We start from the raw sequence: 6,077 nt of genomic DNA, 5'->3' as shown, positions 1-6,077 counted from the left end.
ATTCGACGTTCTGTACGCCGAGCCGGCGCAATGTAGCTGCGCCACGACCACCCGATCCGTAGATCTGATGCCAGTTCGGATCATAACAGTACTCGGAATATACGCCGCCTATGACCTTCATGCTCGAGAAATGCGTACCTTTACGCTGGTTTTTGAACATTCTCGAACGGTGGCGTTGTATTCGTTTCCTTCCTTCAAACAGTCGATAAGTTCTTGCACATTGCTGTAGGCGACCGAGCCAACAATTGTATTTCCGCGTTTTGAATCTTTGGCGACCACCACATCGGCGGTCTTCTCTTCCACCAATACGACTTCGAGTTTCTCGCCGACACTAAGCTGTGAGGCGCTCTTGGGATCGACCGCTGACAATGGGAGAGTTATGCTTATAGCGCAGGGATCGCCTCCACCCTTCTTTTGCCCCTTGCCAATTGGTTTGCTGGGCACAAACCCGCCGCTTCCCCCGCCGCCACCTGACATTTTCTGTCTCCTCAGCATAAGGACGTATACGTAGCATGGGGTTTTCGCAATAACAAATTTTTGTCGGCCGCTCTATGCCACCGCCACGTGGTTCACTGCAGCGTCCGTCACCTTCCACGGTGGCGGCGTTCAAATGGTTCCGCTTCGCCAGTATCGTTCCGCATGCGGATAGAGTAATATCCGCTCGTGAAGACGGATGATTTCAACGGAGGGTCCGATGCAGAAGTCATTGCTTGACGGAATAATTTGGCTCCTTTTCCTGGGCGGGCTGGTTGGTTTTGTGATGGCGCTGCTCAAGCTCTTCGGCGGCGGGACGCCGGAGGAGTATGGCGTGCTGGGGATCGGCGGAGGCTTCTGGCTGATTTCATCCGCAGTCGCGATTTACATCCGAAATAGGCTCGCCTGAGCCGTAGCTCAGGGCGTAATCTCGCGAGCGGTGGCCGTATCGCGCAGGGAGGTTCCTATGACTGTTGACAAGGCGGTGTTTGCGTTTGCCGGCGTAATGGTTCTGCTGTCAGTGGCACTCGCGTACCTCGTATCGCCCTGGTGGTTGTTGCTCACGGTGTTCGTGGGCGCCAACTTGGTCCAGTCGGCCTTCACGGGGTTCTGCCCGGCCGCTATCGTGTTCAAGCGGATGGGGTTTCCGACCGGTCAGGCATTCAACTGACGGCTGGTCGCTCTCGATTGCTCCGCTTGGCGGCTTCGTCGATTAAGCCCTGAGCCGGGCGATCACATCGGCGCGAGCGCGGCGAAATTGAACAACCTCGGCGATCGGCGCACGTCGATTTGCCGCCTCATGCATTGGAACAGCCGAACCGGCGAAGCGTTTCATAAACAGCAACTATTGCGTCCCCACGTCTGACTAGCCGGCGCTTGGGCGCGCACGATTTAGGAGTTGAGTTATGAAATGGAATTTGGCCGCCGCCGCTGGCGCGGCAGTGATGATGGTATTCATTACTCCCGTCGCGCAGGCAGACTCGATCAGTAGCGTCGAGAATGCCAGGGCGAAGGACCGCGCGGGGTATTACCTCTCGCGGCAGGATAGGGAGAAACTGCGCAGATACGGCCGCGAGAGCGACCCTGGCTGGGGCTATCGTGGCTACGACTACGGCTACGATGGCGCCTACGTGTATTACGGGCCGCGCCGCTACTATGGACCATACGGGTATTGATAGCAGCGCCTAGGGACGGCGGAGTACTCTACCCCGCCGCCTTTAGCTCGTGGCTTCCTTCGCGACCGCGGGCAGCATTTGATCCATAGCTTTCACCGCTGCGCCGCCGTCATCCAGTCCATGCCGCTCGGCAACCCACGATGCGGTGTTGAATGTCAGCCAGACCTTTCCGTCGGCGTCTTCCCACGCCAGCGCCTTCAACGGCAGGTCGATGCCTGCGGTTTGCTTGTCCTGCATCAGCGGCGTGCCGCCCTTGGGATGGCCGAAAATCAGCAGCTCCGTCGGTCTGAGGCTCATTCCGGCTTTCGCCGCGCCGCCAGCGTGATCGATGCGCGCGAACACGAGCATGTTGCGCGCCGTGATGGCTGCCATTAGCCGTTCGATCGTCTCAGCGACGGGAAAGCGGCTCGCAATGGTGACAAGGCCGTTGTCGGTCATGGCCGTCCTCGCAAAAGTTGGACTACTCCGCCGCCTGCTTCTTGAGCTTTTTGTTTGCGACGGGCGACTCTCCTTCATCGAGCCGGCCGCCCGGCGCGGATTTTTTACTCGCGCCGCGCGCCAGCACCGGCTTCAGATATTGCCCGGTATAGCTCTCTTTCACCTTCATGACGTCCTCGGGCGTGCCCGCCGCAACGATCGTCCCACCGCCATCGCCGCCTTCGGGACCAAGATCGATGACCCAGTCGGCCGTCTTGATGACTTCAAGATTGTGCTCGATGACGACGACGGTGTTCCCCGCGTCCGACAGCTCGTGCAGCACCTCGAGGAGCTTCGAAACGTCGTGGAAGTGAAGCCCCGTCGTCGGCTCGTCGAGGATATAGAGCGTGCGGCCCGTGGCGCGCCGCGATAGCTCTTTCGATAGCTTGATGCGCTGCGCCTCGCCGCCCGACAGCGTCGTCGCCTGCTGGCCGATGTGGATGTAGCCGAGGCCGACGCGCGCCAGGGTTTCGAGCTTGTCGCGAATCGACGGCACGGCCTTGAAGAATTCCGCACCTTCCTCGACCGTCATGTCGAGCACGTCGGCGATCGACTTTTCCTTGAACGTGACGGCGAGCGTCTCGCGATTGTACCGCTTGCCCTTGCATTCCTCGCACGTCACGTAAACGTCGGGCAGGAAGTGCATCTCGATCTTGATGACGCCGTCGCCTTGGCAAACTTCGCAGCGCCCGCCTTTGACGTTGAACGAAAAGCGCCCCGGCTCGTAGCCGCGCGTCTTGGCTTCGGGAAGACCCGCGAACCATTCGCGGATCGGGGTGAAGGCGCCGGTGTACGTCGCCGGGTTCGAGCGCGGCGTGCGTCCGATTGGGGACTGGTCGATGTCGATGATCTTGTCGAAGTTCTCGATGCCGGTGATCTTGTCGTATTCGCCCGGATGCGCCTTGGCGTTGTTCAGCTTGCGCGCCACGGCCCTGAATAGCGTATCAATCAACAGGGTCGACTTGCCGCCGCCCGAGACGCCGGTGATGCAGGTGAAAAGCCCGACCGGGATCGAGGCCGTCACGTCCTTCAGATTGTTCGAGCGCGCCCCGACGACGGTCAGCATTTTCGATTTATCTGGCGCGCGGCGCTTTTTCGGGATCGGAACGTAGCGGACGCCGGAGAGATATTCGCCGGTAAGACTCTCGGGTGAATCGATGATGTCTTGTGGCGTACCCTGCGCAATGACCTGGCCGCCGTGGATGCCGGCGCCGGGTCCGATGTCGACGACATGATCGGCGGTCATGATCGCGTCCTCATCGTGCTCGACGACGATGACAGTGTTGCCGATGTCGCGCAGGTGCTTGAGCGTTTCGAGCAGGCGCGCGTTATCGCGTTGATGCAACCCGATCGACGGTTCGTCGAGCACGTAAAGCACGCCCGTCAGTCCGGAGCCGATTTGCGAAGCGAGCCGAATGCGCTGGCTTTCGCCGCCCGAGAGCGTGCCGGACGCGCGCGACAGCGTCAGGTACTGCAGGCCGACGTCATTCAGAAATTTCAGCCGGTCGCGAATTTCCTTCAGGATGCGCGTCGCAATCTCGATTTGCTGCTTCGTGAAGGTCTTCGGAATCTCCTCGAACCATATGTTCGCTGCCTTGATCGAGAGATCACCGACTTCGCCGATGTGCTTGCCGCCGATTTTCACCGCCAGCGCTTGCGGCTTCAGGCGATAGCCGCCGCAGGCTTCGCACGGGTGCGCGCCCTGATAGCGCGACAGTTCTTCGCGAACCCAATCCGAGTCCGTTTCCTTGAAGCGGCGCGCGATATTGCCGATGACGCCTTCGAACGGCTTTTCGGTCGAATAATTCCGCGTGCCGTCCCAGTAGGTGAAGACGATCTCTTCATCGCCCGAACCGTAGAGGATCGCGAGCTGCACGTGTTTCGGCAGCCGCTCCCACGGCGTCTTCATCGAAACTTTGTAGTGCTTGGCGAGGCTTTCGAGCGTCTGCTCGTAGTAGGGCGACGAAACGCCGGTCTTCGCCCAGGGATAGATGGCGCCTTTCTCGAGGCTAAGCGTCGAGTCGGGCACGACAAGGTCCGGCTCGAAGCGGAGTTCAGACCCGAGCCCGTCGCACACGGGGCAGGCGCCCGCCGGCGCGTTGAACGAAAAAAGCCGCGGCTCGATTTCGTCGATCGTGAAGCCTGAGACCGGACACGCAAATCGCTGCGAGAAAATTATGCGTTCATGCGTATCGTTTTTGGATTTATTGGCGCCCTCGGTCTCTGCCTTCGAGAGTGGCTTATCGACAAACTCCGCAATCGCGAGGCCGTCGGACAATTTCAGCGCTTGCTCAAACGAATCCGCGAGGCGCGTACCGAGATCCTTTTTAACGACGACGCGGTCGACGACGACATCGATGTCGTGCTTGAATTTCTTGTCGAGCTTCGGCGCGTCGCCGATGTCGTAAACGGTGCCGTTGACCTTTAGGCGCTGGTAGCCCTTCTTCTGCCACTCGGCAATTTCCTTGCGGTACTCGCCCTTGCGGCCGCGCACGACCGGCGACAGGATCAACAGCCGGGTGCCCTCGGGCAGCGCCAGCACGCGGTCGACCATCTGCGTGATCGTCTGACTTTCGATAGGCAGGCCGGTTGCCGGGGAATAGGGAACGCCGACGCGCGCGAACAGCAGGCGCAGGTAGTCGTAGATTTCCGTGACCGTGCCGACGGTCGAACGCGGATTCTTGCTCGTCGTCTTTTGTTCGATCGAGATGGCGGGCGACAGCCCGTCGATATGATCGACGTCCGGCTTCTGCATCATCTCGAGGAATTGGCGCGCGTAGGCCGACAGGCTTTCGACGTAGCGGCGCTGCCCCTCGGCGTAGATCGTGTCGAAGGCGAGCGACGATTTCCCCGAACCCGAAAGCCCCGTAAATACGACGAGCGCGTCGCGCGGGATTTCGAGATCGACGTTTTTCAGATTGTGCTCGCGCGCGCCCCGGACATGAATCGTCTTCATCAATTCGGAGCCCGGGCGTACGGAGGGCTTTTTTGCCTGTTTGCTCATGCTCGCTCATTAGCCCGGACGTCCTCGCCACAGCAACGTGACGGATGGCCAATCGGCTCCTGCAACTTTCGGGAAAACACACGCTCGACAGTAAATGTTAACCCTATTAACATCCGACGTTCAGGTCGAGCAATGGGACGAGGCACTTATGCTGACCTACCAAGTTTTCAAGATGCTGCACGTCCTCGGTATCGTGCTTTTCCTCGGAAACATTATCGTTACGGGAGTTTGGAAATACCGCGCCGATTTGACGGCCCGGCCCCAGGTCATCGCCTTCGCGCAGCGTCTGGTTACGCTTACCGATTGGATCTTCACGTTCGGCGGCGTCATTCTGATTCTGATCGGCGGCTTTGGCATGGCGGGCGTTGCGGGTCTCGATATCGCAACGACGTCGTGGCTGAGGCTCGGTCTTGCGCTGTTTATAGCATCGGGCATCATTTGGGCTGCGATACTGATACCTATTCAAATCGCCCAGGCACGGCTCGCGCGCACCTTCGAGAACGGCGGCGAAATTCCTGAACGCTATTGGCGGCTTAACCGGCGGTGGTACATCTGGGGCGCCCTGGCAACGGTCCTGCCGCTGCTCAATATTTACGTGATGATCCAGAAAATTTGACGTTCGCGCGCCCGACCGAGCCCGCGTCGCTTCCCGCTGAACGATCATCCAGCACGCGGTATGTCTTCCGCCACATCGCCGTTATAGTAATGCCATCAAATTTCGAGATGCATCAAATTTCGACGGGGGCCGCACGATGAGCGATACGTCTTCTCTTCTCAATCTTTCCAGTCCCACCCATCCCGTGAAGCGTACGCTGACTTTGATCAAGCTCTTCGTGCTGGCCGTTTCTGTTGCCGCCGCGATCCCAACGGCGCGCAACCTCTACTTCTCGTGGACGAATGGCGTGCCCTTCAGTCAGGTCGATCATCGCCTGGCGCAGGCGGCGCTG

7 protein-coding genes and 1 pseudogene are annotated in these 6,077 nt (G+C 59.6%); 5 read left to right on the top strand and 3 right to left on the bottom strand.

Going from position 1 to position 6,077, the window contains the following annotated elements:
* Positions 1 to 117 precede the first annotated feature (117 nt).
* The gene (locus VN623_RS06135) at positions 118 to 477 is read right to left on the bottom strand and encodes a hypothetical protein (protein WP_325569178.1); all 360 of its coding nucleotides are present in this window, start codon (positions 475 to 477) and stop codon (positions 118 to 120) included.
* A gap of 217 nt (positions 478 to 694) precedes the next feature.
* Here VN623_RS06135 and VN623_RS06130 point away from each other — a divergent pair, with 217 nt between their 5' ends.
* The 3 genes from VN623_RS06130 (at position 695) to VN623_RS06120 (ending at position 1,649) form a co-directional block, all read left to right on the top strand.
* Positions 695 to 883 (top strand): hypothetical protein, encoded by a 189-nt coding sequence (locus VN623_RS06130; protein WP_325569176.1) that lies wholly within the window; start codon positions 695 to 697, stop codon positions 881 to 883.
* A gap of 57 nt (positions 884 to 940) precedes the next feature.
* Positions 941 to 1,144, top strand: a complete 204-nt coding sequence (locus VN623_RS06125; protein WP_325569174.1) for a DUF2892 domain-containing protein — start codon at positions 941 to 943, stop codon at positions 1,142 to 1,144.
* 235 nt (positions 1,145 to 1,379) lie between these two features.
* On the top strand, positions 1,380 to 1,649 hold the full coding sequence (locus VN623_RS06120; protein ID WP_325569172.1) for a hypothetical protein: 270 nt from the start codon (positions 1,380 to 1,382) through the stop codon (positions 1,647 to 1,649).
* Positions 1,650 to 1,691: 42 nt separating this feature from the next.
* On the opposite strand, the gene VN623_RS06115 is transcribed toward VN623_RS06120, so the two are convergent.
* On the bottom strand, positions 1,692 to 2,087 hold the full coding sequence (locus tag VN623_RS06115) for a DUF302 domain-containing protein (RefSeq protein WP_325569170.1): 396 nt from the start codon (positions 2,085 to 2,087) through the stop codon (positions 1,692 to 1,694).
* A 22-nt stretch (positions 2,088 to 2,109) separates the two neighbouring features.
* On the bottom strand, positions 2,110 to 5,130 hold the full coding sequence (gene uvrA / locus VN623_RS06110) for an excinuclease ABC subunit UvrA (protein ID WP_414653175.1): 3,021 nt from the start codon (positions 5,128 to 5,130) through the stop codon (positions 2,110 to 2,112).
* A gap of 94 nt (positions 5,131 to 5,224) precedes the next feature.
* On the opposite strand from uvrA, the gene VN623_RS06105 reads away from it, so the two are divergent.
* Positions 5,225 to 5,746 carry a DUF2269 domain-containing protein gene (locus VN623_RS06105; protein WP_325569168.1) on the top strand — a complete coding sequence of 174 codons (522 nt, stop codon included), beginning with the start codon at positions 5,225 to 5,227 and terminating at the stop codon, positions 5,744 to 5,746.
* Between the two features lie 136 nt (positions 5,747 to 5,882).
* Positions 5,883 to 6,077: pseudogene (locus VN623_RS06100) on the top strand (hypothetical protein); the annotation flags it as partial.

It is taken from the genome of Hyphomicrobium sp. (genome assembly GCF_035572195.1).
GTDB lineage: Bacteria > Pseudomonadota > Alphaproteobacteria > Rhizobiales > Hyphomicrobiaceae > Hyphomicrobium_B.
The sequence above is the reverse complement of the archived record's forward strand: the minus strand, read 5'-3'. Positions and strand labels throughout refer to the sequence as shown.